Source organism: Metabacillus bambusae, from assembly GCF_017497975.1.
GTDB lineage: Bacteria > Bacillota > Bacilli > Bacillales > Bacillaceae > Metabacillus > Metabacillus bambusae.
Window position 1 is genome coordinate 31,545 of record NZ_JAGDEL010000015.1, and the last position, 24,252, is coordinate 55,796.

A 24,252-nucleotide genomic window follows, 5' to 3' on the forward strand; every position below is an offset into this window, starting at 1 on the left:
TTGCATGGAGCTATTGAGTGAGGAAAATAGCATTGACTTGGACAAAAAACTAAACTCTTATTTTGCGGGAAGAGTAGTAAGAAAAGATTTAACCAAGCTCATAAAAGAAGGTGCTAATGTCCCTGTCTATGTGCTTGAGTATCTTTTAGGTATGTATGCGGCCACAGATGATGAAGAAAGCATTAGTGAAGGCGTAGAGAGGGTCAAAAAAATTCTTGCTGATAACTTTGTAAGACCTGATGAAGCCGAAAAAATCAAATCAAGGATACGTGAACAAGGACAATACACCATTATTGATAAGGTGAATGTAACCTTAAACGCCAAGATAGATACATATGAAGCAGAGTTTTCTAACCTTGGGTTAAAGGGTGTGCCAATCTCAGCCAATTATGTAAAAGAGTTCGATAAACTTCTTGCAGGTGGGATATGGTGTATTTTAAAAATGGATTATTTCTACGATGAAGAAGTTAAAAATATGAATCCATTTAGTATCAGTAGCTTAAAGCCCATCCAAATGCCCAATATGGATTTGAATGAGGTCTTTGAAGGAAGGAAAAACTTCACCAAACAAGAGTGGATAGATATTCTTATTCGCTCTACAGGGATGGAATCAACACAATTAGAAGATAGGGTAAAATGGCATCTTCTATTGAGACTTGTCCCTTTGGTTGAGAATAATTTTAATGCGTGTGAACTTGGTCCAAGGGGAACAGGTAAGTCGCATGTTTATAAAGAAATATCACCAAACTCCATTTTAGTTTCTGGAGGACAATCAACTGTAGCCAATCTCTTTTACAATATGTCAACAAAAAAGATAGGTCTTGTAGGAATGTGGGATGTCGTTGCATTTGATGAAGTGGCTGGAATCCGTTTCAAAGATAAAGATGGAATACAAATCATGAAGGATTATATGGCATCTGGCTCTTTTGCAAGGGGAAAAGAAGAAAAAAATGCTTCTGCATCCATGATATTTGTAGGGAATATCAATCAGAGCTTGGATTCACTAATCAAAACATCTCATTTATTTGCTCCGTTCCCAGAAGAGATGGCAAATGACAGTGCCTTTTTTGATAGGATGCACTACTACATCCCAGGTTGGGAAATACCTAAAATGCGACCAGAGTTCTTTACGGATAAGTACGGATTCATCGTTGATTATTTGGCAGAATTCTTTAGAGAAATGAGAAAGCGTTCCTTTGCTGACTCTATAGATAAATACTTTAAGTTGGGCAATAATCTGAACCAACGTGATGTTATAGCAGTACGGAAAACGGTCTCTGGACTTGTAAAGCTGATTTTCCCACATGGAGAATATACGAAAGAAGATATAGAAGAAATCCTTGCCTTTGCTCTGGAAGGTAGAAGAAGGGTGAAGGAACAACTGAAAAAAATTGGCGGTATGGAATTTTATGATATTAACTTCTCTTACATAGATAAAGAATCCATGCAAGAAGAATACGTATCAGTTCCAGAGCAAGGTGGGGGCAAATTAATCCCAGAGGGATTAGGAAGACCTGGACATGTTTATACAGTAGGCCATGGAAACTCTGGAATGATTGGTGTTTATAAACTCGAAAACCAAGTTGTTTCTGGTACTGGTAAATTTGAAAAATCAGGTATTGCTTCACATCGGGGAGCTAAAGAAAGTTTGGATACAGCATTTAGATACTTCACTGCCAATTGTAAGAGCATTAGTGGTTCAATCAGTACGAAAACAAAGGATTATCTGATGCATATTAGTGATTTACAAGGAATTGGGCTAACTGATGCATTAGCAATTGCGGAGCTTATTGGATTATGCTCAGGAGCTTTGGAAAAACCAGTCCAGGAAAGTATGGTTGTTTTAGGAAATATGACGGTTGGAGGAACAATATCTAAGGTAGAGGAGTTTGCTAACATGCTTCAAGTGTGTGTGGATGCAGGAGCGAAAAAAGTGTTAATCCCTGCTTCTTCCGTTGTAGATTTGCAAACAGTTCCGCCAGAGCTTCTGATAAAAGTTCAGCCGATATTTTATTCCGACCCAATAGATTCGGTATTTAAAGCATTAGGAGTAAGTTAATATAGAATTGCTGGAACTGCTGGGGAACAACTTCTCCAGCAGATTTTTATAATGGCACATTGAAAAATAGGGAGAGTAACATGAATATCTTTTTGGATACTAATGCCATATATTATGACCCATTCTTTAAAAAGGGGAAAAATAGAATTCTACTAAACCTTGCAAAACATGATGATGTAAAAATCTACATATGCAAAGCTGTATATTCCGAACTTTTTAGAGCACATAAGGTTTTTATTGAGCAACAACTTAAAGCGGCCAATGAATCAATGGTTAAATTAAGTCCTTTTTTAGATAAGACAGCTCAAAAGTTTGTTATTGATATAAAACTGGATGATTTTTTAGATGATTTCCATAAGCAGTATAATTTTTCCAAGACGACAGCCAAATCGAAATTATTGAGTATGATGGGGATGTATTAGAAGATATCATTGAAGCTGACATGTATGAGAAAAGTCCGTTTATTAAGCAAGGTAACATTACGAATAACAAAGGTCAAAATGTAAAAACCGTAAATAAGGCGATAAGAGATGCGATTATTTGGTATTCTTATCAACGGTTTGCAGAGAATAATAATTTAGAAGACTGCTATTTTATTTCTAATAACACAAAGGAATTTGGCAAAATTGGCTCTAAAAGCAGTCCAAAGGAAATGCCTTATCCACTTCATCCCGAAATTATTAAGAATAACAAGATAACTGCATATAAAAATATACATGATTTTCTCGCCCATAATGATGAACAGATAAAGAGATTGTTTAAAGATTTACATTCAAAAATCTTATCGAGTGAGTTATTTGATAAGGTGGTAGAACAATTGGAAGATGGTATCGCAGAAGAGTTGATTAATCAATATTTTGCAGAAGAAATTTTATCCGAAACTTATAGTTTTCTTTCCAATATGCAACCGAATGGGATACATGAAGATTATTTTATGCAAGGATACGTTGACCCGTTATTGTTTGGGAATATTAGTGATATTCGGCTAAGCGAAGTTGATGTATATGGAGATTCTATTTCTGTCTCAGTAGATGTTGATGTGGAAATGGAGGTAGATATCTATATTTATAATCCTGTACATGATGATTTAGATGAAAAATTTGAAAGTTATGCTACTGATATGGTTAAGGTTACGGAAAATATAGTCTTTTTGCTTCCAGTGGATATCGAAAAGGAATTGGCTGTCGATAATTTCTCTTTAAGAAAGTATATTGAAGGGAATGAACCAGACTATCTTAGTGTTGAAATAATAGAGTGTGAAAATATTGACCATACGGATATGTTTCGTGAGGAAGAATATGAGGAATAAGGTGAGGGAAAAATGATTTTTAAATCAAATCCAGATATCTATAAGAACGCCTACCAAAACTGGCAAAAATCAATGAGGAAATTTGATGAACAGTTTGCTCTGTATTCGGTGCAGTTTAAAGATTCTGCGGATAAATTAATAAATGATGTTGGTGAGAACCGAGGGCATATTGTTGATAGTATTATAAATCCAGCTTTATTTCTTTACCGACATTCAATTGAGTTATGTTTAAAAGCAATTCTTTATAAAGTTTATCTTGATAATGGTGTCGATTACGAAAAAATCAAGGAAAAACTTGAAGGACATAGCTTAGATAGCTTGTGGTCAAAAGTAAATAATGAGATAAGAAATAATTATGGTTTTTTAGATAATCAACAGGCAAAGAATGAACTAAAAAAAATTGGCAAATTAATTATGGAGCTACACAATACTGATGACAGTTCTATGACTTTCAGATATCCGTATGATAAAAATTTAGAAGAGTATCAGTATGGTAATGGGAAAGAAAGTTTTGGAATTGACTTCAAGCACATGCAGAAGGAAATAGATTACGTTCATTCCAGACTGTATTATTGGATTTATGAAAGGATTGCAAATAGAGAGGAGTGGTAAAGATGAAGGATACCCAACTCTACTTTTGGAAGCCATTAATGGATAGGTATAAAAAAGAGTTATCTATGGTGGCGGAATATTATAATCGAACGATACCATCCTTTGGCGACATCGAAAAAGAAGCCAACGATTACGCTGATACCATCTATAATAGCTTTCCAGCAGACGAAAATACTGACCCTGCCACAGTTGCAGATTTTGCAAATGATGAAGGGATACAACTTTACGAGCTTTTGGATACCATGAAGAAGAATCATCTATTAATGTCGATTTCATTGCTTTGTCAAATATGGGAACAGCAATTAATCAAGTTTACTTTGAAAGAGTTGCGTCACTTTTTACATATTCAAAATAATTCCTTATCGTTCGGTGATGCGAAGAAGATTTTTGAGTTACATTGTGTAAAGTTTGAGGATACGAAATCTTGGGAGAAAATAAAGGAAATAAGGCTACTGGTCAATACTATCAAACATGGTGATGGCGAATCCGCCAGAAGACTTAGAAAGATTAGACCAGATTATTTTGAACTCGATTTTATAAAAGGGACAGATACATTGGAACTTGCAGGAGCAGTATTGTTAGATTCATTTTCCCTTATGGTGGAGGAACAAGACTTTAGAAGCTACGTAGAAGCAACAGAAACGTTTTGGGATGAAATGCCTGAACGTGCGTATTCAAATGTAGATGCTATCATATCAGCATTCAGCAAAAAGAAATGAAGTGAATTGATAATTTTGGGGAAATCCAAATATTTGTTTAGTGTTATCCGATAATTGAGCCATTAAGGCTCTTTTTATTTTGGCAAAATTGCAGATGGATACATGGAAATAATCTTCTTCGTATAGTTTAAGTGATAAAATAGTCAAACTCCATAGAACCGTTCTACTATAGGCAATAATGAACCACAGAGGTAAAATGAAATTATATTATAAAAACAATAACATCTAAGAAGGAGGGTTTTTGATATGAAACCATTTACTGAAACTGAAAAGAATATGAGCAATATGGAAAGCAATAAAAACGATAAGATAAATCGAGAGCAAATAGAGAAAATGGCTTCTGCCTACAATCATCAGGAAAGAGTAGAACATGTTAATAAAACAGTTGCACAGTTTGATGCTATGTTTGCAAGATTGAAAGCCTCTAAAAATGGTGAAAAGTAATGAAGCAAAGAGATTCAACAGATTTAAAACCAGGAATAAGCAGTAGTAAGATAAAGGAAAAGCAGTTTAGGAAACAGAAAAGGATTGATAGGCTAAAAAACAAAATGGAAGCTGAAGGTGCAACTGGAGAGGAAATCAGAAATGCTGTTTATAAATTAAAACATCTGGAAGACCAAAAGATAGAAGAAGGAATTCAAACAAAATATGTAAAACCTGGGAAAAATGAAAAAATCCTTCTCGCAAAAGGACTTTTTCAAAGTAATAATCTTGAAATATTAACCACTACCAATAGTATAGCAGAGCATAAGATAACAATTCCAGAGAAGATTACCAAGCACAAAGAATTTATGAAAAATATGCAGAGTTTGGATTTCCGATTTTATTTTAAGGGACTACAGGATTGGAATATCTATGACACGAAGACATGTATATTTATTGAAGGAAATAAAGCATGGATAAAGCAAGATGATGAAGGTGTCTATAGATACTATTCTAAAGATGCAGAAAAGCATACGGTTCATGGATTGAATATCTTTGACTTAATTGAAATACGTGAAGGAGCTGAAATTGGTTCTGTTCATAGCATGAATAATGCCAGAAGAAGATTAGCTTCCGATTTAGGTATCGTTTATTTAGAGAGACAGTGGGAAATCTTGCAAGAGAAAAAGTATGAAAAAAATATGGATATCATCCAACGTGCAGATGTTGAGATACAAAGAGATTTCCCGAATTTATTTGGTTTCATTGAAAGTTATTTGCCCTTGCTCGAACATTTAAACGATTGGGGAGTTAAGCATATCTTGGAAAAGGAGCACAGCTTTAAAGGTGAAAGTATCTTTTTTCAATCAACTACGCATATGGAAAAGATAGTAGGTAGAGACCAAACGATATGTAGTCGAGCAGTTAATATGTTTGCAGTATTAGGATTGATACAAAAGGTCAAAGAGGAGGAAATTCCTAATAGCCTCATGAGTGTAGCCCAAGCTATTAGAGGAAGGAGAAATGAGTTTAAATTAGTTAATTTCTATACTGTTCCAGCTATTAATCGTCAGGTTCTTTTAGAAGCAGAAAAACGTGTAAAGCAATTAAATGAACATGGCATTACAAGCACGTGGCTTATTTCAAAGAAGAAAATAGGACAGTGCTTTAGTGAGGGATTTGCCAAAAAAGTATATGTAAAACCCATGTCTATTCGGGAACAGTTATTGGAAAAATCCTTGGAGGAACATTTGTATTATGATATCGAACCTGCTGATTGATTGGCAGGTTTTTTTGTGTTGGAGGATAGGGAAAAACGGTGCTTCTGCAGTAACTTACACTGACTGCATAAATAAAACTACTTTATTATGTTACTATGACTAACTGCATAAATAAAACTGCTATTATCGTTTTAAAGAAAATCTCAAAGATTCCAAATGAACAAACATATTTTACTATAGACAAATATGAAAAAAACTATTCAAGATTTGTGTTTATGTCATTTGACTTCTTTTCGCCTTTAAAGGCTTCTATTCGTCTAATTCAACTTAATCTTGGATGATATAGCACAAGCAAAAGCTAAAAGAAAACTTTTAATCAAAATCATGTTGGTAGGGAAAACAACAAACTGCTCTATGTCATTAAGTTAAAATCGGTTTGCCTCAAATCGTATTTTGGCAACAGGAACTATCATAGGGGGATTAATTATATAGAAATATATATTACTCTTGAACCTTCAGATAGTTTTTTTATCTTGTTTGAATATTTGGGAAGCCCCTACTAAACCCCATATGTAGACAATTATCAGTGTCTTGGTGGATGACGGTCAAGGTGGTGTGTAAGTTATGGTTTTATGGTTATAACACTTTGATTCTCAGGGTTTCGGTAACTGCATAAGATGATTTTAATTGACGTAGTTCTTTTGGTAACAAAAGGATTTTAAGTAGCATAAACGGATTATTGAATTGTGTAATTTTCAACCTAATAGTGTTTAAACCATATCTCTACGGGGTCAGACAGTATAGAACAGCTTTGCTATCGTTTTCCTCTTGTATATTTCTTATAATTGACTTACAAGAAAAAGATTGATAGCAGAAATATATATATGGGATTTATCGTTTTCAATGAAAGGAGCTAACTAAATGACTATAGAACAAATTAAAACAACCATCGACCAATTGGAAAGAACGCTGTTTCTCCATTTATTACAACCACTGTCAATAGAAGAGCTGGAATAATTGCAGGAGAAAACAAAGGTGTTAAAAGAGGCCTTTTTAGAGACCTGCTTTGTAGGTTATAGTGTGGAGGAACTGGAAGAGATTCGATTTAAGTTGGTGGAAATTAGTTATAGCCTAATTATCACTTTAAAAGAGCAGTTGTACCAGAACGTAACTGAGGACATTAGAAAACTTGAAAGTTTAAATAGAACTGCATAATAACAGGAGGAGGAAGAAGGTAGTGAAAAAAGGTACGAACAGACAGGATATTTTCGCAAAAGATTTTAAAAAACTGGAAGTTTGGAAAAAGGCGGTGGCATTATCAGAAAAAATCTATAAATTGGCAAAAGGGTTTCCGCAACACGAACAATATGGTCTAAGGTCTCAGCTTGAAAGGGCATCGGTTTCGACTTTCAGCAATCTCGCAGAAGGTCAAGGGTATGCGGGTCTCTTTCCCAACCAAGAATTACGGTTTTATTCAATTTCATTAGGTTCTGCATACGAAGTAAGAGCACAAATTGAGTTGATTTATCGTGTTGGTTTTGTCAATTTAGAAACCTATGACGAGTTAGAAAATGAAGTTTGCCAGATTATTAAAATGCTTATTCCCTTAATTAAGAAGGTAAAAAGGGAAATTGCATAATATTAAGTGCTATAAAATATGCTCCCCATGCCATTGCTAATCCACTGCAACTATCTATAGTAAATTGTATTATTTATATTTTTTTTAAAAACATATTGACGAACAACTATAATCTATGTATAGTAGGACCATAGGCAATGGAAATAAAGTTGTTGCCTAAAGAAGATTTATTGAGACTAATTCATACATTTTTAAAAATGTATTATTATCTGATTTCGGTAAGAGGCCGAATCTATCTATTGTAACTTCATATAGGTTTTGAATATATCCTAAAGGATTTTTCCTTAAGGTTATTTATTCCTATGTGTTTTTTACAATAAATAGATTCGGTCTTTTTGTCGTTCCTTGAAAAATTGATAATGGAAACTCTTTTGTAACATTGACTGCCATTGGTCAGGATTCAACAAGGAACTGGTCTTTATTCAATAACAATGTATGGTAATTACGGGAATTTTAAAATTGGAGGAATAAAGAATGGGATATCAAGAATCATTTATTAAATTCAAAGATGAAAAAACTTTGGTACAAGAATTGAGAAGATATGAGAAAGGTGAAAAAGATAGCGACCTTGTTCGCATTGTTTGCGTAGATAGGGTTAAGAAACAAGTTTTCCCCTTTAAAGAAGGTGAATTGGTAGCAGTGGTCGGAGGGGATAGAGGTCAACAAAGGGATAAGAAGAGAATACAAAATGAATTAGGCATTAGAAATATTGTAGATGTTGTATTTGTTGATAATCCGATTTATTGGGAAATGGCGGAGGATAAGGGAGTTAGATTTACAGCTTTTTTGAAGGAGCACTTTGTACAACTGTCAAAGGATGAATATGAAGAACTCTTAAAATAATCTATAAGATTCAATAATAAAGAATTTTACTAATATGAGGAGGAAATAATTATGCAAAATCAAGTAACCACAAGCGGAAATGACTTTCAAACTTATTCAATTGGTGGGGGATTAGAATTCGATGAAAAACAGATGTCGTTTTTCATCGATAATCAATACGAAGCGGCCAAGTTAGAATTGCAAGGTCTTTTTACTACGAGTGAGTTATGGATTATTGTAGACAGTCTTAATGGAATACCTTATTCTTCTGAACAGTCGGCAAAATTCATTGTAAATGAGTTTGTTGAAGACTATATCCAACATGGTATTGCCGAAGGATTATTAGATTTTGATGATACTCTGTTACTAAATAAGTTGCAAAGATTAACGGAATTTCAGACATTTAGCATTTTAAAAATGGTCTCTGAATTCCTTGAGACGGATTTGGATGAAGAATTAGACCAAGATAGTGAGGAACTATTAAACGGAATCTTCCAGATATCTGATAGCGAAATGATTATTGAAGATGAAGAAGAGTGTTGCGGTTGTGGGTGGGATAATTTTGAACTTAGTTGGGAATTAGGGTTTCAAAAACTCCGTCATATTGGCACGATATTCGCACTTAAATTCGGAATATTTATTGCTGTTAGGTTTGATGAAGGGGAATTCGCATTATATGAAGACTGTAAGAATTGCGGAGAACTTCATTTCTTAGAATCGTATTCAATTGATGAATTAGTAGAAATAGATGTGATGGAAGAAACCAAGTATTTGATTGAAGAAAATTTTACAGATGAAGATTAATAGCAAGAACGAAGAGTTGGAGATTAACTATCCTCAGCTTATAACTAAAACTTTAGTCAAAAGTCGAAATGAATTTTAGGGAGGAATAAATCTATGCAAAACGTAGTAATTGAACACGAATTTACAGTTGATTTTCTTGATTTTGAACCTGAGTGGAAGGGATTTAATCAATTTCCTATGGAAACAGAGCTTGATGATTATTCTTTCAAAGCTAAACAAATGGTGTATATGCTGAATGAAGTTTATCAAGGAACAAAAAGAGAATTAAAAGAGTTTTTCAGTTTGAATGAGGCAAGGCTTATAGTCAATGCGTTTAATGGACATTTATATTCTTCTGAATTACCCAATAAAACAGTGTTAGTTGCTAATGTAGAAGACGATATTCAAATTAATTTAGCTGAAGAAATATTTGGTGTTGCTGCCGATAAGCTATTGAAGAAATTGAATCAACTAACAGAGTTCCAGGCTTTTACGGTAATAAGAATGGCTTATGAATATTTGTATTCACGAGAAAGAAAAGCGATTGATATGGAAAGTCAAAACGAAAACCTATTAAAAGCAATATTTAATGGGTGGTGTGAAGGTGGAGACCATTAATGGTCTCCAATAATTGAATCTTGTATGGGAAAACAAATTGTTTAATTTTAAATATAATCTTACATTGAAAAGGAGAATTATGATATGAGTAAAATGAATAAGGCGGTAAATAACATGGGACTTGGGCAAATGAGACAACAATTAGCGTTAGAAAGGATAAACCATCTTTCGTCATTATTATGTTATAAATACGGTTTGGATACTGTAGTCTGCCAACATAAAAACAAAAGGGACTTTGCCATTTTTGTTAATTGTGAATGTTGTGGGGAGTTGGAACATTTTGTTACCTATTCTTTGGAACAACTTATAAAAATGAATGTAAAAGGTGAAGTTATGAATCTATTGGAGAACTCTAATAAGGTTAAATTAGCTGTTGAATAAATCTCTTGTTTATTAGTTACTCCTAACCACTTGCAGTAATTTTAAAGACATTTAGGGTTATAAATTCGTTGCAATTCTGTTAATCCACCTATATCCTATAGATGATAAAGGTCATATATCAGCAAATTATACTATAAAGGCATCTTGCAATAGAGGTTTTTCTTTTAAAAAAAGGGAGAATTTTGTCTATTGTCAAGATGCCTTTGCTTTTTGTCTAAAAACAACAGGGAGGAATAAGGATGTCTGGAAAATTTGAAACGATAAAACCTGTGGAGAAGCCAGAAGGGTGGAAATGGGAAGGAACATGGGTATCAAAATTTGGATGCCATCTTGATATAGTTAATGCCCAGATTGAATCTAAGAGAAAACTGTATGCCGAACAGGGATATGAAATCCTGGACAGTTATATAGAAAAAGGCGATATGTTTGCAAGAGTAAAGCTATTAGTAAGACCGATAAGAGAAGGGAATGAGGAAGAAGTAAAACCAGTAAAAGGGGAAACAAGAGTAAGTAGTAAATGCAAGAATGGTGTAAAAATAACTGCTGTTTTTGCTTTGATGTCATTTAAGCTGATTCTTGAATTCGATAATCGGGAATATCGACTCCTGAATGTGAAAGGATTGCTGAAAAATGAAAAGGGTGTATTGGCAGAAATTTTGGATATAGATATGTTCCGAACTGCAAGGGTAGACAGAATAGCAGGAACGGTAGTGTTTGAGAATGAAGTAGATTTTGACCCTGAAATTCTGTATAAGTCCAGTGTTAATATTGACCACATCACAGGGAATGAAGGAGAAATGAGGCATGAGGGATACTGAACCATATAAAACTGGTTATGATGAAGGATTTGCAAAGGGCTTTAATAAAGCGGTGGAATTGGCTAATGCAGTTGAATTAAATGGGGAACAGCGGTTGCTGTTAGCGATGGAAAGTTTGAATTACCTACCGTTTCCGAAAATCATAAAACTTTTTAGTCTTAGTGTTAATCAAGCGGAGAAGATAGTGGAACAGGCTGATTTTGATGAATATGTAAAAGATAAGTTCGACTTATATGTGGAAACAGATGGAATTTTTGACCGAGAATCCTTGGAGGGGATTTATCAATACAGATTGAAACTTGCAAAAAGGGACATCGAGGATACACCTCCCCGAGAAATAATAACAGATTCTAAGATTTTAGCGATGGACCTGAAAAAGTTGTTGATTGAATATATAAAGGAACAGGGAGAAGGCAGGAAGTAAGGATAGAGGTAAAGGAGAGGGAGAATAATGGGGCAATATCTGCAAATGGGAATTTGTTATAGATTGGAAGTTGATAAAAAAAGATTGGATAAGTTAGAGGTTACATTAGAAGGATTGATAAATGAGTTAAATAAACACTTGGATATTACCTTGTACGAAATAAATGAAACTCATGAAGAAGTCATTTTTGAGATTAAAGAAACGGTAGCCTTAGAACAATTGCAGGAATTTATGCAATATCAATATTCGATGTATCCTCAAGAGCAATGGGACACAGATTGTTTTGAATCGGCTTCGGAAATGATTGGTGAATTATCATCATTAAAAGAGTTAGTTGAACTGGCAGAAGAGGGGAGATTTCCTTGTTTTCAATCCAATATTATTACTGACGAAGTAAAGGTGTCAGCATGGGATTCGTTAAGAGTGGAATTCTCGATGTTGGTGTTCTTTATTGAGGGCAAAATATATATGGAGGGATATGGTGCATTCTTGAAATATATTGAAAATAACATAAGAGAGTCAAGCAAGAAATGGAAAATTGCTGGAGCATTTAAATGTTATATCGATTGATATGTTGAAAATATTTCTGGGTAAATGGAGGCGTTTATAATGTTTGATGGTGATTTTGATACTGATGATGGTGTCTATGCTGTTCCATCACATTACAAAGTTAAAGTTCGGGCATTGCTGGAGTATTGTAAATCGAAAAATGTCGGTGTAGAAGACTTAACGGAAGAGGAGATAAAGCAATTTGTAGTTTACAAGAAAAATCCCCTATTAGAAGATGATTAATCAGGGCTTAGTAATTCTCCTTCAATTTCCATTATTATAGATTATAGATATCTTCGCTAAATCTATAATAAAATACAACCACAAAAAAGGAGGCAGAGAAAGTGCTAAATATATTAGGGTCAGTCCATCGAACAAATAGTAATCTTGAAGATGATAAAAAGAACTTGAGAATATTGAAAAGCCATCGGAGAACAATATTTGCCCTTATCATTCTTATTATGGTAATAAATATTAGCGATTATATTACAAAAGAAATGACATTTTTGATGGGTTTGTTTACTGGTGTGATTGGTGTGATGTGTATAGGAGGTCTGATTATCAATATAAAACTAAATAAAAGGATTGGAACAAGAATTAAGAAGAACATGGGTTAGGACAGCCTTAGAAGAACTGCGAGTTAATTATTGCAGTTCTTTTCTTTTTGCCTGTTATTTGAATAGATTTTCTTTCATATTTATTGAGGTATGATGACTTAGGAAGGTGAGGGTCAGTTTAAAGAACAAGGGTCTTGTATAAATGAATCCAGATTTATAAAATATAACATATATAATTGAAGAAACTCGGAATAAAGGGATGAAATTAAAAATGGAAAAGAGTTGGGCTGTCGAGTGTTGGGGGAATATGGGGAACACAGAAATATTCTACACAAGGAGAGAGGCAGAAACCTATTTCAAAAGCATTAGGAAAACACTGGATAGTAGCAAATACATTTTTACTAAGGACTCTATTGTAGACAAGAACGATAGCAGTAATGCTGTTTATCTTACTAATCTGAGTGAACTTTGAACGTTATAGCAATATCGGTTTTGGTTTCTTATGGATTTGTATGTTGGAATTTTTCAATCAATTTATGCTTGAGTTTTGTTACCCCTTGAGATAAGATGATGACAAAAGAAAAACATCTAAGGGCAGGGAGATAAGATTCAGCCCTTTCGACTTATATAAAAAAATTAGAATAGCCAGTAGTCTTTCCAAAAAAAACCATTTGGATTGACTACTGGCTATTTTTTATACCCAATGACTATATTCAAGGGGGTGATACCGAAAAGGGCTATGCAATTAACTAATAAATTGATTAATTCATTAACATATGACTTAAAAAGCAACTGGACATTGATAGTCCTATATTTTTTCAGTTTTTAAGTCAGACATTATGAATAATACTTGACTATTTATGTACAGGAGGGGGAACGATTTGGATGTTTTTGGATATATAAGAGTTAGTACCAAAACACAAATGGATGGATATGGGCTTAAAACCCAAGAATCAGCAATCATAGATTTTTGCCAAAAGAATGGATATAACCTAATTGAAATACTTCGAGACGAAGGATTATCAGGAGCGGTTGCTAACAGAGACGGATTAAATGATTTAATTAGTTCTTTTGGAGAAGTAAAAAAAGTAGTTGTACTAAATACATCACGTTTATGGAGGAGTGATACAGTCAAGGTTTTAGTTCACAGGGAGTTTCAAAGGCACTCTGCTGATGTTATCAGTATCGAGCAACCGAACTATAGCATTTACACCAAGGACCCTAATGACTTTCTAATTAATGGAATGATGGAATTGCTTGACCAATATGAAAGAATGTCAATCGCAATGAAACTTAGTAAAGGAAGGAGAACAAAAATTAAGAGTGGCGATAAAGCATGTGGCAATGCTCCTTTAGGTTATAAGTGGAATGATAAAGCGAAAATTACTGTCAATGACGAATCAGCGGCCATTATTGAATTGATTTTCAAAAAGTATTTGGAACTTGGTAGTCTTGGAAAATTGAAAAGATATTTAGACGTTTCAGGATTTAAAACCAGCAGAGGTAACAAGTTTAGTAAACAGTCTTTAGTAGAGATATTGAGAAATGATTTTTACAAGGGGGTGTTGAGGCATTCCGATTTAATTATTGAAGGCAATCATACTCCTTTAATAAATAAAATTGTTTTCGGAAAGGTTCAAGCCTTGTTAAAGAGAAATAGAAAAGCTGGTGTTGAAAATGAGAAATGAATGGGATGAAGAGAAATTACAACGGTATGTAAAGGAGGGAAGAGGGCAGGGAGAATTTGAATCCTATAAACCATTTACACAAATTCATGATTTCGGGTCCCTCGGCAGAAGTAGTCGCATAAGGACATGGAAGTGTAATAGGGTAGTTCATTTACTTTCAGATATAGAATCAAGATTCTTTTACCTAACCGAATATAATGAATCGATTTTGCAAGTGAAAGAGCATTTTCCTTTATACGACTTCGAGAATGTAGTTGGGGAACAAGAAGATATAGATATAAGAAAATTTAAGGATAAACAATCTGGATTTCCTTATATTTTAACAACAAACTTTTTAATTACGGTCAAGGGGAATGATGGTAATACCTATGATGTAGCAAGGAGTGTTAAAGCAAGTCATGAATTGGAAAAAAAGACAGTAGTTGAACGTTTTGAATTAATTCGGAGGTATTTTGAAAATAAGGGTACAAGCTGGGGACTAATAACGCAAAAAGAAATTCCTTTGGTAAAGGCAAAGAATATCGAGTGGATACATCCAGCGAGGTTTTTAGAAGAAACAACGGATTTTAGTAACGATGATATTTCGTATCTAACCCGAATTCTAATGGAGTCATTTTATAAAAATACAAAGGCGATTCGAGAAATTACCAGTTCCTTTGATGCTCAATTGAATCTTGAAGCTGGTTCAGGGGTGTTGCTATTTAAACATTTATTAGCAACAAAACAGGTAAAGGTAGATATGGATAAGAAGATTGACTTAAATCAGTCGGCAGAGGTTTTAGAGATTGTTTCACAGGATAAAAAGGAGGGATTGAAAATTGCTCTTGACCGTTAATACGTTAATTGGTTATACGGAAAGCTCTTTGCAGGAAACGATTGAGAGGGTTTTGTGGATTAGTACAGATTATAATGTTGCAGTTTTGATTGATATTTACGCTAATAAAAGCACTCCAATATATAAAAATGTAGATGACATTATTAATGATATTGAGGCTAAAAGTGCGATGCTTATTAAAGCTGACCCTTTTCAAACTTTTAGAAATGAAAATGAGATTAGTGAAAAAGAGAAGGAAATTAGGAATAAAGCATGGGAGATAATAAAATCCATTGCGGAGAAAGAAAATGAACCAGAAGTTTTTAATGCAAAACAACGAGCAGAGCTTGTAAAAAGAGCGAGTAATAAATTCGGAGTAAGTAGTAAAACAGTCTACAAGTATTTAAGGCGGTATTGGCAAAGGGGAAAACATATGAATGCCCTTTTGCCAGATTACAAGAATATAGGGAGGTCTCAGGAAAAACAAGGGACAGGTAAGAAGAGAGGTAGACCCAAGAAATATAGGGATATCGTGGGAGAAGGTATAAATGTAGATGAAGAAACAAAGAGAATTTTTCGTGTTGCACTTAATAAATTTTATTATACAAATTTCAGCAATTCTTTAAAGACGGCCTACGAGTTAATGCGGAAGGAATTTTATACGGATGGTTACAAGATAGATGGGGGCATTGAGAAGCCAATATTAAAACCATCGAGTGAAGTTCCGACTTTTGGGCAGTTTAAATATTTTTTTTATAAGGAGCGAAACCTGAAGAAGGAAATATACTCAAGGGAGGGGTCGAAACAATATCTACAAAATAATAGACCGTTATTAGGTAACTCTACCATAGAGGCTTATGGTCCTGGTTATTTTGAAATTGACGCAACTATCGCTGATGTTTTTTTGATATCCAGATATAACAGAAATTGGATAATAGGTCGCCCTGTTGTCTATCTTTGTGTGGACAGATTTTCTCGAATGATTACTGGCTTATATGTTGGGTTAGAAGGTCCTTCTTGGAATGGAGCTATGAGTGCTCTTGCTAATTCTGCAAGTAATAAAGTGGAGTTTTGTAAAGAATACGGTATTGAGATTACAGAGGAACAATGGCCATCCCGCCATCTTTGTGACACTTTGATAGCTGACCGAGAGTTACAAGGTAAAAAGGTTGAGACACTCATTAGTTCCTTACATGTTAAAGTACAGACGACAAGTCCCTACAGAGCAGACATGAAACCTTTTGTAGAAAGGAGCTTCCAAGTTATTAACAAGAAATCAGTTCAACCATTTTTACCTGGAACTGTGAAAACTGATTTCCGTAAGAGGGGAAGCCGAGATTATCGTCTTGATAGTGTTCTTGATTTGTTCCAATTTACCCAAATTATGGTTTACTCAATTCTCGAATATAATCAAAGTTGGCTATCTAATTATAATCGGGAAGAGATGATGATAGCAGATGATATAGAACCAATTCCTATAAAGTTGTGGAACTGGGGAATAAAAAATAGAGCTGGTTTATTGCGTTCCGTTTCAGAAGATATTGTGAAGTTGAATTTAATGCCAACTGCAAATGCTTATATAACTGGAAAGGGAATTAAGTTCAAGGGATTATTTTACAGCTCCTCAAACCTTCTTAAAGAAGGTAGTTTTGAACGTGTTCGTATAATAGGAAGTGGAGAGAAGATTCAAATATCCTATGACCCACGAAATTTAAACTACGTATATATTAAGAAGGAAGACGGAAAAGGTTTTGAGAAATGCCATCTCCTTGATTATCAAGAAGCCCATAAATACAAGAGTTTCGAGGAGCTTGAATATCTGCAGGAGTATGAAAAGTTACAGAAAAAGCAAAAAGAAGACGAACAGCTACAATCAAAAATTGATTTGGTATCCGAAATAGAAAACATAGTTCGAGAAGCGGAGAAGATGACCAAAGAACAGCAGGATGAAACGGAAAGCAAGACCCAAAAGTTAAAAGGAATCCGTAAAAATAGACAAATAGAAAAAATGATTAACAGAGAAAGTGAAGCATTTGAATTAGATAAGAGGGAAGCGAAGGGAACAGGACAAGTTGTTTCCTTTAATAGAATGAATAATCAAGAACCAGAAGAGGAGCAAGATGAACTTGAAAATGAAATTGCTTTATTAAGAAAGAAGCAGAAGGAGAGAACGAATGGAAAAACAGAATAAAGTAATAATTCCAAATGGTGGGGAAGCTGTAATGGCAGAATACAGAGAGCAGGAGGTGATGGAGTATCAAAATAATCCGTTCATTGAAGCTCTGCCTCCCATTCTTTCCAAAGAGGATGCAATTGATAAATTAGCCTATTATCCACCCTTTGATGAAAATGAACGAAAGCTGGATAGTCATATAAGACTCCATCTCGTTCAGCGTTTGTTTCAATACTACCAGCCGATTTTTCAAACTCTTGATTTGGAGTCAAGGGTCTCAAGAATGATTCGTATGGGATATGTTCATAGAAATCCTTTTAAACCAGAATTCGCTAAGGGATTGCATGATAACTACAAGTCGATTCTAAACGCAAACATAGATATGTACAATGGCAATTTAAAAAGCACGTCTTCTGCAATGACGATTTTGGGGCCATCAGGAATCGGTAAAAGCCGAATGATAAATGTTGTACTATCAGCTCTGCCACAACTTCTTGTTCATTCTCGCTATAAGAGTGATGATTTTAATATGTATCAGTTGGTCTGGCTAAAATTAGATTGTTCATTCGATGGAAATATCAAAGGCGTTTGTATTGATGCATATAGGAGCTTGGACAGTTTGTTGGGTACAAGTTATTATAAGCGGTTTGGTTCAGCAAGAATGCCCATAGCCTCCATGCAACCTGCTTTATCTCAAATGCTTAGAGTTCATGGGGTTGGACTATTGGTAATAGACGAGGTGCAATCGCTGAGCGTTGCCAAATCTGGTGGAGCTGAAAAAATGATGAACTTCTTTCATTACTTATCTAATATGGGAACTCCTATTCTTTTGATAGGAACACCAAAGGCACTACCTTATTTAAGAGGCGACCTCCGCCAAGCACGAAGAGGCAGTGGTCAGGGTGATATGGTGATAGAACGCATGAAAAAGGATTTTAATTGGGATTTAATTCTCGAAGGAATGTGGGATTATCAGTGGGTGAGAAAGCCAACTGCTCTTACACAAGAGTTTAAAGATATTTTATATGATGAATCTGGAGGAATAACAGATATTGCGATTAAACTTTTTGTCATGGCTCAAGTAAAGGCAATTTCCAGTGGCAAAGAAGAAATAACACCCTCACTAATAAGAAAAGTAGCAAGAGAGAATTTGCAACTAATTCAGCCGATGATTAATGCTATAAGAAGTGGTGACATTAAAGCTATTTCGAGATACGAAGATATCACGCCTATAGATGTAGAAGGTTTTATTAATCAGGAATTTGCTACTGTTTCCATGAATGAAAAAATAAAAGAGCTTCAAAAGGCGAAGAAAAAGCAGGAGAAAAATTGGAAGGAGAACGTGAGAGAACAGGCTATATTAAAGTTAAGTGAGTTGGATGTAGAAATAAGCAAGGCAAAAAAATGCGTTGATTCTGTGATGGAACAGCAAGGACAAGAATTGGATATAAAGGGGATTGTAAAAGAGGCTTTTAAACTGTCTATAAATATAGAAGAAAGTAGCCCTAAACCGACTAAAAAACCAAAGAAAGTGGAGTTGCAAAACAAACAGGATTTAAGGTTGATTGTTTCGGAAGGGAAAGCAAATGGTCTATCTGCCCATGAAGCCCTTAAAGAAAAGGGAATCATAAAAGTAATAGAAAGCGATTTTTTTAGTGTAGGGTGACGATTATGATTACGTTCTTTCCTACCCCATATCCAGAAGGGGAATTACTTTACTCGATATTGGCTCGATATCATGTAAGAAGCGGTAATATCAGCCCAAAGGCCACTGTTGAAGAATTATTTGGTTCTCGTTCTGTCACTGCTGTTTTGGATTTACCAGCTAATGTAGATAGATTAATAAGCAATTTGCCGATTGGAAGTAACTATACTGCTGAAAGGTTGATAGTGAAGAACACGTTATATCCGTTTTATAGTGCCTTTCTTCCACCAGAACGTACAAAAATAACCTTACAATCCATGAAAGGAAACAGCGGTGGAGGCATCCATAGTCGAACAGGAATTATGGCAAGTACAATTAAAGAAAACAGATATTTGAGAGTGTGCAAAGAGTGTTCGATGGAGTCATTAAAGATTTATGGCGAAATATATTGGAAGCGAATTGACCAAGTCCCTGGCATTATCATTTGTCCGAAGCATAAAGTCTTATTAAGTGACAGCAAGGTATTGGTGCATCACGATAATAAGCATGAATTTATTTCCGCAACTATAGACAATTGCAATTTGTCCGATGAATATACAAATCTAACGAGTATAGAAGAAGTTATAGAATCTGAATTTATCCCCAAGTATATTCAACTTGTGGATAATGTGGGTAAATTATTAAATAATCGTTATCCCAATAAACCGCCTGAATGGTTCTTCTCTCAATACATAGAGAGATTAAAGATGATGGGGTTAGCAAATACGAATGGAAGTGTAAGACAAAAAGAACTTCGAGGTCAGTTTATTGAGTTTTATGGAGAATCACTTTTGGAAATAGTGCAATCCCCTATTAATGATAATGACAGTTCTTGGCTGAGTATGATGGTAAGAAAGCCACGTAAAACCGTTCATCCAATTCGACACCTACTGATGATTCAGTTTTTAGGAATTACGTTGGAAGAGCTGTGGAGTGTGGAAAATGATTATCTTCCTTTTGGTAAAGCTCCTTTTCTATGTTTGAATGCTGGAGCAGACCATTATTTAAAGCCTGTAGTTACAAATATGACTATTCGATATGATAACAAAATCAAGCGACCAGTTGGAACATTTAGCTGTTCCTGCGGTTTTGTTTACGCAAGAAGTGGTCCTGACAGCAGTGAAGAATATAGGTACAAGGTTGGGAGAGTAAAAGAGTTCGGTCAAATATGGGAAGCAAAGCTGAAAGAACTTCTCCAAAAGGATTTAAGTTTGAGAGAAATTGCAAGGAGATTAAAGGTAGACGTAAATACGGTTAAAAAATACGGTCAGAAGTTAAGAGAAGGTGAAGTAGAACTTAGTAGTGAAGGTCAAAACGATGTGATTAACAAGGAAGGTTTTCGGGAAGAATGGCTGGATTTGCAAAAGAAATATCCTGAAAAAAGCAAAACAGAACTGCGAAAGGATAATAGTCGTACTTATGCTTGGCTATACCGTAACGATAGGGAATGGCTAAATACAAACTCACCAAAAAAGAGGCAAATTCCTACGGTCAATAATCGAGTTGATTGGGATAAAAGAGATGAAGAAATACTTAAAGTAGTAAAAGCGGTTGTAGAAGAAATACTCAATTCCGATGATAAACCTGAAAGAATAACGATAAGCAGGGTTGGTAAAAAAATTGGCAAATTATCTTTGCTGGAAAAGCATCTATCCAAATTGCCCCAAACCAACGAATACTTACTACAAAACACTGATTCGGTAAGAGATTTCCAAATACGTAGAATCAAATGGGCGATAGGTGAATGTGAGAGGCAGGGCTGTGACTTACAATGGTGGAGGGTTGCCAAGATAGCTTGTATTCGGGGCGAATGGAAAGAGGAATTACAGGAGGAATTTGAGAATATTTGTAGTCGTATTTTTTAGATAGGCTTATTAAAATTCGAGTTGATATCGTGTAAAACTGTAGTTATCATAGATTTATAGAATATTAAAATTTCTGAAGTGAGGAAACAAAATGAAGATTTTAGGTATCTCCTATAAAAGTTCATATTACATATATTAACGCTCAGTCAACCCGACTGGGCGTTTTTTATATTGTTTGTTTCCAAACTCCATTTGAAAGGGGGATAGAAAATGCTACTGAATAAAACAAAGTTGAAAGAATCATTGCTAAATCTTTCGGTTGAATTACTTGGGGACTTTCTGATGATAGCAATTGCCTTAGTTATGGGGTATTACGCAAAAGTCTTCTTTTTGATGTAGCTGGTCTTGTTAATGGAGTGTTTTAAGAACAAGGGGGATATAAGAGTGAGCAATGAAATTATGCAGGAAAAAGAAGCAGATATTAACGAATTGGTGGAGGAGGTTTTGTTTTTGGAGGACCTGGAAATGGACAAGGATATTCGGGAATGGTTACAGACACCTACTGTTCAGTTGAAGGAATATGGATTCGGTGAACCTGACAGCGAAAAGGAGTATTTGGCAATGCTGGAGGAGTTATCAAGTCACTTAATGGAGAGATAAGGGGAGAAGGAATTATGGGTTTTTATATTGAAGCACGAAATAAAAAGAATGAGGTTTTTGCAACGAAATCGTTTCAGGTCTGGAATCCAAATGTTGAGCATCTCTATGTGCCATTGGGTCTGGCTAATCCATATGGCGAAGATTTTAGTGGGAGAGGGGAAGAAATCACAGTCTCTTATCAAACGCTACAACAAGCCTACAAGGAGGTGGAGAACCGAGAATTTTACAATGAAGCAAAGAGAGAACTGTTGCATCCTGCTGTCTTAATCTTTTCGGGTTTGCACCCAATGCAACTTGATGTAGACCAAGAAAAGGAGAGGTTGCTTCGTTTCCTATCTTGCTGTATAGAAACTGCTGAGAAAGAGGGCGGAATCACTTTATACCTGGGATAAAAGTTATTCCTAATGATATAAAGGAAACGCTCCGAAAGCAGTTATACAAACAATATTGACTTTATGATGGGAGGGACAAGGTTGAGTTTCTATAAAATGTTAGATAATGTTCATGTTATCATTCGTAAAAAAAACCAAATTAATTTTTGGGAACAGGAAATTTACAGTCAGAATGATTTTAATGAAGCCTGTATAGATGTTCGGCTTCTTCTAAAAGAAGGATTATGTCAGATTGTTGAGAGTGTTAGAAGAAAAGAATGAAAAATGAGCAAGAAATACCAAAAGAATATTGCCCGTATTGTGGTAAGAGTTTAATAAGAGTTCTCACCGAACAAGAACAAGAGAAATACAATCTAAGATATGTAAAAGAAAAATCGGTATTTCCAATTGGGATTCCATTATGCTTGGAAATGTCCTGATTGTTCAAAAACGTGGAGGAGGGAATTTTGAACTTATGTTAATCCCTAAGAAAGAAGCTCAGCCGATTAATTTTGAAATCTACCAAGGCTTTACTCCAGGAGAAAACAAGTTAGAACTCTGGTCTGGCGTTTTCCTCCCTTTTAACAATGAAAGGGAAAAGATGCTGTTGTTGTGCTTATTCAATATGGGCTTACAGAAGTTCGTAACAATCCTGCCACAAGAATCAAAGGAAGAATTATTGCATTTGCTAAAGCAAGATTTGAAAGAATGATTTACTCTTGCGATACCCCTTCTGCTTTCTGTTTATTTAGAAATCTGGTAAAATATAAGTGGTGGAGCTTTTGTTATGTCATCGAAAGGACAGAGAACGACCACCCATTTTGCTTTACGAAACAACCATCTTCATTTGCTTTTGCAAAGGTTAAGGTGGTTGTTTTTATTTTGTGTAGTAACTATTCAAAGTTTATAACACTTATTTTTCTTATAGACCCTTCTAATCTTCATCGTTGATTTTAGAGCAATTTGGAAAAGTAAGGACCTGAGCATTTTCTATCAGTTTTGAGCATGTCTATTCTGCTATTTCCTTCATTTATTCTTCGTAACTTTTATATCCATACAGCTTTCATAATACCAAATAGTAACATAGAATAATTGTGAGAAATAAAGAAATATTTAACTTTAAATACGATAATAGAAGGTGAAATAAAGTGTCCATTTATAAGAATATTTTTCATTATTATCGGGGACAAACAAGAAAAGGCTCTGAAGAAACAAAACAATTACAGATTGAAAATAATGCAACAAAAGCCTTTGTAAATGTTTTACAGCATTCTTCACCGATTCTAACCAGGAACTTTATCCAGTGATTAGGATTAAAGGAAAACAGCATAGATTCCTTTGAATACATGTATCAAGTATCAAATGAACTCCACCGCAAGACTCCACAAGCAGTTGTAATAGGAATTGCCGAAACTGATAGAGTTATAAAAAATTTGCAGGATAAAAAATATTATATACCTGATGGAGCAATCCTCTCAAATTCGGTTTCAATTTTAATAGAAACAAAAATTGGTTTAAATTCTTACTTAGAAATTTCCCAGATTGAAGGTCATAAGAACAGATTTGCTGTTAATCAGGAAGTTGAGGAAAATATCATTTTAACATGGGGTATGATTAGAAACTTCTTTCTGGAACAGCACAGATATTTTAGAAATAATAATGAGGTTTTAACATGCTTTTTATTGGAGCAGTTTGAGGAATTCTGTGTTATTAACTGTATAGGTAGCCCAAAAACGAATGAATATTTCTTTTTACAATTTGAAAAAGTGAAGGCACAAGAATTAGCAAGAAAAATTCATGATTACATATGGTATGAGTCTGGTTACACAGATATAAAGGATGCAGAAACAAAGGATGGTATAGGGTATAAGCGTATTGGTAAGCCGAAATTTGCTACATTATCGATTCAAAGACAGCGACATTTTATTCTTCATATTGGTAAAAAAGAACAAAAATTAGGTCTTAGTATCCAAAATGAAATAGATAGTGTACTTGGCAGAAAGTTTGATAGGCAAGGGCATGATGATGAAAGATATCCTCATGAGGCGTATATTCGATTAGAATGGGTAGATGACTTTGGACAAATTCTACCTTACATAGATTTAGCCTATAAATTACGGTGAA

The 24,252-nt window shown here is 34.6% G+C and carries 30 protein-coding genes; all 30 read left to right on the forward strand.

The genetic code is table 11. From position 1 onward, the window contains the following. Positions 1-4 precede the first annotated feature (4 nt). The 30 genes from brxL to I7822_RS18120 all read left to right on the forward strand — a co-directional run bounded on the left by brxL (position 5) and on the right by I7822_RS18120 (position 24,251). Positions 5-2,059: a protease Lon-related BREX system protein BrxL gene (gene brxL, locus I7822_RS17980; protein WP_207980490.1), complete on the forward strand. Its 2,055-nt coding sequence runs from the start codon at positions 5-7 to the stop codon at positions 2,057-2,059. A gap of 80 nt (positions 2,060-2,139) precedes the next feature. After that, entirely contained in the window at positions 2,140-2,481 is a 342-nt protein-coding gene (locus tag I7822_RS17985) for a hypothetical protein (RefSeq protein ID WP_207980491.1), read from the forward strand. Between the two features lie 20 nt (positions 2,482-2,501). Continuing rightward, complete coding sequence (locus I7822_RS17990) at positions 2,502-3,368, forward strand: hypothetical protein (RefSeq protein ID WP_243459536.1); 867 nt, start codon at positions 2,502-2,504, stop codon at positions 3,366-3,368. Positions 3,369-3,380: 12 nt separating this feature from the next. Further along, on the forward strand, positions 3,381-3,980 hold the full coding sequence (locus I7822_RS17995) for a hypothetical protein (RefSeq protein WP_207980492.1): 600 nt from the start codon (positions 3,381-3,383) through the stop codon (positions 3,978-3,980). Between the two features lie 2 nt (positions 3,981-3,982). Next, on the forward strand, positions 3,983-4,699 hold the full coding sequence (locus I7822_RS18000; protein ID WP_207980493.1) for a hypothetical protein: 717 nt from the start codon (positions 3,983-3,985) through the stop codon (positions 4,697-4,699). 246 nt (positions 4,700-4,945) lie between these two features. Further along, positions 4,946-5,143, forward strand: coding sequence for a hypothetical protein (locus tag I7822_RS18005; RefSeq protein ID WP_207980494.1), 198 nt, complete (start codon positions 4,946-4,948; stop codon positions 5,141-5,143). Further along, positions 5,143-6,402 carry a hypothetical protein gene (locus I7822_RS18010; RefSeq protein ID WP_207980495.1) on the forward strand — a complete coding sequence of 420 codons (1,260 nt, stop codon included), beginning with the start codon at positions 5,143-5,145 and terminating at the stop codon, positions 6,400-6,402. The genes I7822_RS18005 and I7822_RS18010 overlap by 1 nt, the downstream gene beginning before the upstream one ends. Before the next feature lie 957 nt (positions 6,403-7,359). Then, the gene (locus I7822_RS18015) at positions 7,360-7,557 is read left to right on the forward strand and encodes a hypothetical protein (RefSeq protein WP_207980496.1); all 198 of its coding nucleotides are present in this window, start codon (positions 7,360-7,362) and stop codon (positions 7,555-7,557) included. A gap of 22 nt (positions 7,558-7,579) precedes the next feature. Continuing rightward, positions 7,580-7,981 (forward strand): four helix bundle protein, encoded by a 402-nt coding sequence (locus I7822_RS18020; protein WP_207980497.1) that lies wholly within the window; start codon positions 7,580-7,582, stop codon positions 7,979-7,981. A gap of 474 nt (positions 7,982-8,455) precedes the next feature. After that, positions 8,456-8,824, forward strand: a complete 369-nt coding sequence (locus I7822_RS18025) for a hypothetical protein (protein ID WP_207980498.1) — start codon at positions 8,456-8,458, stop codon at positions 8,822-8,824. A 51-nt stretch (positions 8,825-8,875) separates the two neighbouring features. After that, positions 8,876-9,607: a hypothetical protein gene (locus tag I7822_RS18030; protein WP_207980499.1), complete on the forward strand. Its 732-nt coding sequence runs from the start codon at positions 8,876-8,878 to the stop codon at positions 9,605-9,607. Positions 9,608-9,700: 93 nt separating this feature from the next. Further along, positions 9,701-10,204, forward strand: a complete 504-nt coding sequence (locus I7822_RS18035) for a hypothetical protein (RefSeq protein ID WP_207980500.1) — start codon at positions 9,701-9,703, stop codon at positions 10,202-10,204. An 84-nt stretch (positions 10,205-10,288) separates the two neighbouring features. Next, a complete protein-coding gene (locus tag I7822_RS18040) occupies positions 10,289-10,585 on the forward strand; it encodes a hypothetical protein (protein ID WP_172859897.1) in 297 nt (98 codons plus the stop codon). A gap of 239 nt (positions 10,586-10,824) precedes the next feature. Then, on the forward strand, positions 10,825-11,403 hold the full coding sequence (locus I7822_RS18045) for a DUF2442 domain-containing protein (RefSeq protein WP_207980501.1): 579 nt from the start codon (positions 10,825-10,827) through the stop codon (positions 11,401-11,403). Then, positions 11,390-11,827 (forward strand): hypothetical protein, encoded by a 438-nt coding sequence (locus I7822_RS18050; RefSeq protein ID WP_207980502.1) that lies wholly within the window; start codon positions 11,390-11,392, stop codon positions 11,825-11,827. The genes I7822_RS18045 and I7822_RS18050 overlap by 14 nt, the downstream gene beginning before the upstream one ends. A gap of 27 nt (positions 11,828-11,854) precedes the next feature. Then, on the forward strand, positions 11,855-12,397 hold the full coding sequence (locus tag I7822_RS18055; RefSeq protein WP_172859900.1) for a hypothetical protein: 543 nt from the start codon (positions 11,855-11,857) through the stop codon (positions 12,395-12,397). A gap of 39 nt (positions 12,398-12,436) precedes the next feature. Next, the gene (locus tag I7822_RS18060; protein WP_207980503.1) at positions 12,437-12,619 is read left to right on the forward strand and encodes a hypothetical protein; all 183 of its coding nucleotides are present in this window, start codon (positions 12,437-12,439) and stop codon (positions 12,617-12,619) included. A 101-nt stretch (positions 12,620-12,720) separates the two neighbouring features. After that, complete coding sequence (locus tag I7822_RS18065) at positions 12,721-12,993, forward strand: hypothetical protein (RefSeq protein WP_207980504.1); 273 nt, start codon at positions 12,721-12,723, stop codon at positions 12,991-12,993. An 821-nt stretch (positions 12,994-13,814) separates the two neighbouring features. Then, complete coding sequence (locus I7822_RS18070; protein ID WP_243459537.1) at positions 13,815-14,621, forward strand: recombinase family protein; 807 nt, start codon at positions 13,815-13,817, stop codon at positions 14,619-14,621. Beyond that, a complete protein-coding gene (locus tag I7822_RS18075; protein WP_207980506.1) occupies positions 14,611-15,456 on the forward strand; it encodes a TnsA endonuclease C-terminal domain-containing protein in 846 nt (281 codons plus the stop codon). Before I7822_RS18070 ends, I7822_RS18075 begins: the two co-directional genes overlap by 11 nt. Beyond that, entirely contained in the window at positions 15,440-17,626 is a 2,187-nt protein-coding gene (locus tag I7822_RS18080; RefSeq protein ID WP_207980507.1) for a TnsB C-terminal domain-containing protein, read from the forward strand. The genes I7822_RS18075 and I7822_RS18080 overlap by 17 nt, the downstream gene beginning before the upstream one ends. Continuing rightward, complete coding sequence (locus I7822_RS18085) at positions 17,610-19,274, forward strand: AAA family ATPase (RefSeq protein WP_207980508.1); 1,665 nt, start codon at positions 17,610-17,612, stop codon at positions 19,272-19,274. The genes I7822_RS18080 and I7822_RS18085 overlap by 17 nt, the downstream gene beginning before the upstream one ends. A gap of 5 nt (positions 19,275-19,279) precedes the next feature. After that, a complete protein-coding gene (locus tag I7822_RS18090) occupies positions 19,280-21,157 on the forward strand; it encodes a TnsD family Tn7-like transposition protein (RefSeq protein WP_207980509.1) in 1,878 nt (625 codons plus the stop codon). Positions 21,158-21,367: 210 nt separating this feature from the next. Then, a complete protein-coding gene (locus I7822_RS30275) occupies positions 21,368-21,496 on the forward strand; it encodes a hypothetical protein (protein WP_279381992.1) in 129 nt (42 codons plus the stop codon). Between the two features lie 45 nt (positions 21,497-21,541). Next, positions 21,542-21,757: a hypothetical protein gene (locus I7822_RS18095; RefSeq protein ID WP_207980510.1), complete on the forward strand. Its 216-nt coding sequence runs from the start codon at positions 21,542-21,544 to the stop codon at positions 21,755-21,757. Between the two features lie 14 nt (positions 21,758-21,771). Beyond that, positions 21,772-22,149, forward strand: coding sequence for a hypothetical protein (locus tag I7822_RS18100; protein ID WP_207980511.1), 378 nt, complete (start codon positions 21,772-21,774; stop codon positions 22,147-22,149). Between the two features lie 81 nt (positions 22,150-22,230). After that, complete coding sequence (locus I7822_RS18105) at positions 22,231-22,410, forward strand: hypothetical protein (RefSeq protein WP_207980512.1); 180 nt, start codon at positions 22,231-22,233, stop codon at positions 22,408-22,410. Between the two features lie 139 nt (positions 22,411-22,549). Beyond that, a complete protein-coding gene (locus I7822_RS18110) occupies positions 22,550-22,840 on the forward strand; it encodes a hypothetical protein (protein WP_207980513.1) in 291 nt (96 codons plus the stop codon). 436 nt (positions 22,841-23,276) lie between these two features. Next, positions 23,277-23,435, forward strand: a complete 159-nt coding sequence (locus tag I7822_RS18115) for a hypothetical protein (RefSeq protein ID WP_207980514.1) — start codon at positions 23,277-23,279, stop codon at positions 23,433-23,435. A 39-nt stretch (positions 23,436-23,474) separates the two neighbouring features. Then, complete coding sequence (locus I7822_RS18120; RefSeq protein WP_207980515.1) at positions 23,475-24,251, forward strand: hypothetical protein; 777 nt, start codon at positions 23,475-23,477, stop codon at positions 24,249-24,251. Position 24,252 lies beyond the last annotated feature (1 nt).

Excerpts from the sequence above, each read along its gene's own strand:
- I7822_RS18120 (WP_207980515.1), top strand. The coding sequence starts at position 23,475 with ATGTATCAAGTATCAAATGAACTCCACCGCAAGACTCCACAAGCAGTT.
- I7822_RS18110 (WP_207980513.1), top strand. The coding sequence starts at position 22,550 with ATGCTTGGAAATGTCCTGATTGTTCAAAAACGTGGAGGAGGGAATTTT.
- I7822_RS18005 (WP_207980494.1), top strand. The coding sequence starts at position 4,946 with ATGAAACCATTTACTGAAACTGAAAAGAATATGAGCAATATGGAAAGC.
- I7822_RS18060 (WP_207980503.1), top strand. The coding sequence starts at position 12,437 with ATGTTTGATGGTGATTTTGATACTGATGATGGTGTCTATGCTGTTCCA.
- I7822_RS17985 (WP_207980491.1), top strand. The coding sequence starts at position 2,140 with ATGAATATCTTTTTGGATACTAATGCCATATATTATGACCCATTCTTT.
- I7822_RS18100 (WP_207980511.1), top strand. The coding sequence starts at position 21,772 with ATGGGTTTTTATATTGAAGCACGAAATAAAAAGAATGAGGTTTTTGCA.
- I7822_RS30275 (WP_279381992.1), top strand. The coding sequence starts at position 21,368 with ATGCTACTGAATAAAACAAAGTTGAAAGAATCATTGCTAAATCTTTCG.
- I7822_RS18085 (WP_207980508.1), top strand. The coding sequence starts at position 17,610 with ATGGAAAAACAGAATAAAGTAATAATTCCAAATGGTGGGGAAGCTGTA.
- I7822_RS18045 (WP_207980501.1), top strand. The coding sequence starts at position 10,825 with ATGTCTGGAAAATTTGAAACGATAAAACCTGTGGAGAAGCCAGAAGGG.
- I7822_RS17995 (WP_207980492.1), top strand. The coding sequence starts at position 3,381 with ATGATTTTTAAATCAAATCCAGATATCTATAAGAACGCCTACCAAAAC.
- I7822_RS18035 (WP_207980500.1), top strand. The coding sequence starts at position 9,701 with ATGCAAAACGTAGTAATTGAACACGAATTTACAGTTGATTTTCTTGAT.
- I7822_RS18090 (WP_207980509.1), top strand. The coding sequence starts at position 19,280 with ATGATTACGTTCTTTCCTACCCCATATCCAGAAGGGGAATTACTTTAC.
- I7822_RS18055 (WP_172859900.1), top strand. The coding sequence starts at position 11,855 with ATGGGGCAATATCTGCAAATGGGAATTTGTTATAGATTGGAAGTTGAT.
- I7822_RS18040 (WP_172859897.1), top strand. The coding sequence starts at position 10,289 with ATGAGTAAAATGAATAAGGCGGTAAATAACATGGGACTTGGGCAAATG.
- I7822_RS18000 (WP_207980493.1), top strand. The coding sequence starts at position 3,983 with ATGAAGGATACCCAACTCTACTTTTGGAAGCCATTAATGGATAGGTAT.
- I7822_RS18030 (WP_207980499.1), top strand. The coding sequence starts at position 8,876 with ATGCAAAATCAAGTAACCACAAGCGGAAATGACTTTCAAACTTATTCA.
- I7822_RS18025 (WP_207980498.1), top strand. The coding sequence starts at position 8,456 with ATGGGATATCAAGAATCATTTATTAAATTCAAAGATGAAAAAACTTTG.
- I7822_RS18075 (WP_207980506.1), top strand. The coding sequence starts at position 14,611 with ATGAGAAATGAATGGGATGAAGAGAAATTACAACGGTATGTAAAGGAG.
- I7822_RS18010 (WP_207980495.1), top strand. The coding sequence starts at position 5,143 with ATGAAGCAAAGAGATTCAACAGATTTAAAACCAGGAATAAGCAGTAGT.
- brxL (WP_207980490.1), top strand. The coding sequence starts at position 5 with ATGGAGCTATTGAGTGAGGAAAATAGCATTGACTTGGACAAAAAACTA.
- I7822_RS17990 (WP_243459536.1), top strand. The coding sequence starts at position 2,502 with ATGTATGAGAAAAGTCCGTTTATTAAGCAAGGTAACATTACGAATAAC.
- I7822_RS18050 (WP_207980502.1), top strand. The coding sequence starts at position 11,390 with ATGAGGGATACTGAACCATATAAAACTGGTTATGATGAAGGATTTGCA.